This is a genomic window from Streptomyces sp. NPDC101166, from assembly GCF_044768125.1.
GTDB lineage: Bacteria > Actinomycetota > Actinomycetes > Streptomycetales > Streptomycetaceae > Streptomyces.
Map to the genome: position 1 here is coordinate 1 of NZ_JBIWPF010000192.1, position 1,230 is coordinate 1,230.

Annotated in this window: 1 protein-coding gene and 1 pseudogene; both read left to right on the forward strand. The window is 69.1% G+C overall.

What is annotated here, in order from left to right; all coding sequences use genetic code 11:
* Nucleotides 1-282, forward strand: a pseudogene (locus tag ACIRS4_RS37630) (hypothetical protein); the annotation flags it as partial.
* 172 nt (nucleotides 283-454) lie between these two features.
* Nucleotides 455-1,108 (forward strand): NUDIX domain-containing protein, encoded by a 654-nt coding sequence (locus ACIRS4_RS37635; protein ID WP_404204688.1) that lies wholly within the window; start codon nucleotides 455-457, stop codon nucleotides 1,106-1,108.
* Nucleotides 1,109-1,230: the final 122 nt, after the last annotated feature.

Genomic DNA, 1,230 nt, shown 5'->3' on the forward strand with positions numbered 1-1,230 from the left:
GTCAACAACACCTACCGCGACAAGATCGCCAAGAGCGGCCTGAAGTTCAGCGGCACCTCCCCGAACGGCCACCTGGTCGAGTTCGTGGAATACCCGCAGAACCAGCACCCGTTCCTGGTCGCCACCCAGGCACACCCGGAACTCAAGTCCCGCCCGACCCGCCCGCACCCGCTGTTCGCGGCGCTCATCTCGGCCGCGCTGGATTACAAGGCCGCCGAACGGCTCCCGGTCGAGATCCCGGCCGAGGCCCCGGCCCCCGAAGGCGAGAAGGTCTCCAAGTAGCCCTCCGCCGGCTTGCCACCCGACACCGCCCGAGCGTCCAGCACGCCCGGGCGGTGTCGTGTTCCAGGCTCTGCTCGCTCTGATCGAGAGCCGGCGTGGTGTCGGCCACGGCAGCGCGGGTGGCGGGTCGGGTGTGGCCGGGCGGGGCGGGGATTCGCGCTACGGTTCTGGGATGACGTCCTCCGGTCCGGTTCCCGGTTCACACGAATTCGATGTTCTGTCCAGTCGCACCGTGTATTCGGGGGCGATTCTCGCGCTGCGGCTCGACCAGGTGGTCATGCCCGGCGGGAAGGTGGCCGAGCGGGAGGTGATCGAGCACCACGCGGCGGTCGCGGTGGCGGCGCTCGACGAGGACGAGAATCTGGTGCTGATCAATCAGTATCGGCATCCGACCGGGCGGCGGTTGCTGGAATTGCCCGCCGGGTTGCTGGACAAGCAGGGCGAGGATCCGCTGGAGGCGGCCAAGCGGGAGTTGGCCGAGGAGACGGGGCTGGCGGCGCGGGAGTGGGCGGTGCTGGTGGATGTGGCGCTGTCGCCGGGGTTCACCGATGAGGCGCTGCGGGTGTATCTCGCCACCGGGCTGTACGAAACCGACCGGCCTGACCCGGAAATGGAGGAGGCCGACCTCCAATTGCTGCGGATGCCCCTGGCGGAGGCCGTGCAGGCCGCGCTGGCGGGGGAGATCACCAATGCCACCGCGGTCGCCGGAGTCACCGCGTTGATGACGGCTCGCGCTTCCGGGGCGGTGCTGCGGCCCGCGGACGCGCCGTGGCCCGGCATGCCGACCGCGTTCCTGGACCGCAAGGCGCGGGGGCACGCGGAGTAGATCCCGATTGGGAAACTTGTTCTGTTTGCTGGGGTTTGGCTGGGGAAGTTCGTCGGTGGCTGCTGCAATGATGTGACCCGTGCTGAAGCGGCAGATCGACGCGTACCTCGACCATATGGCGG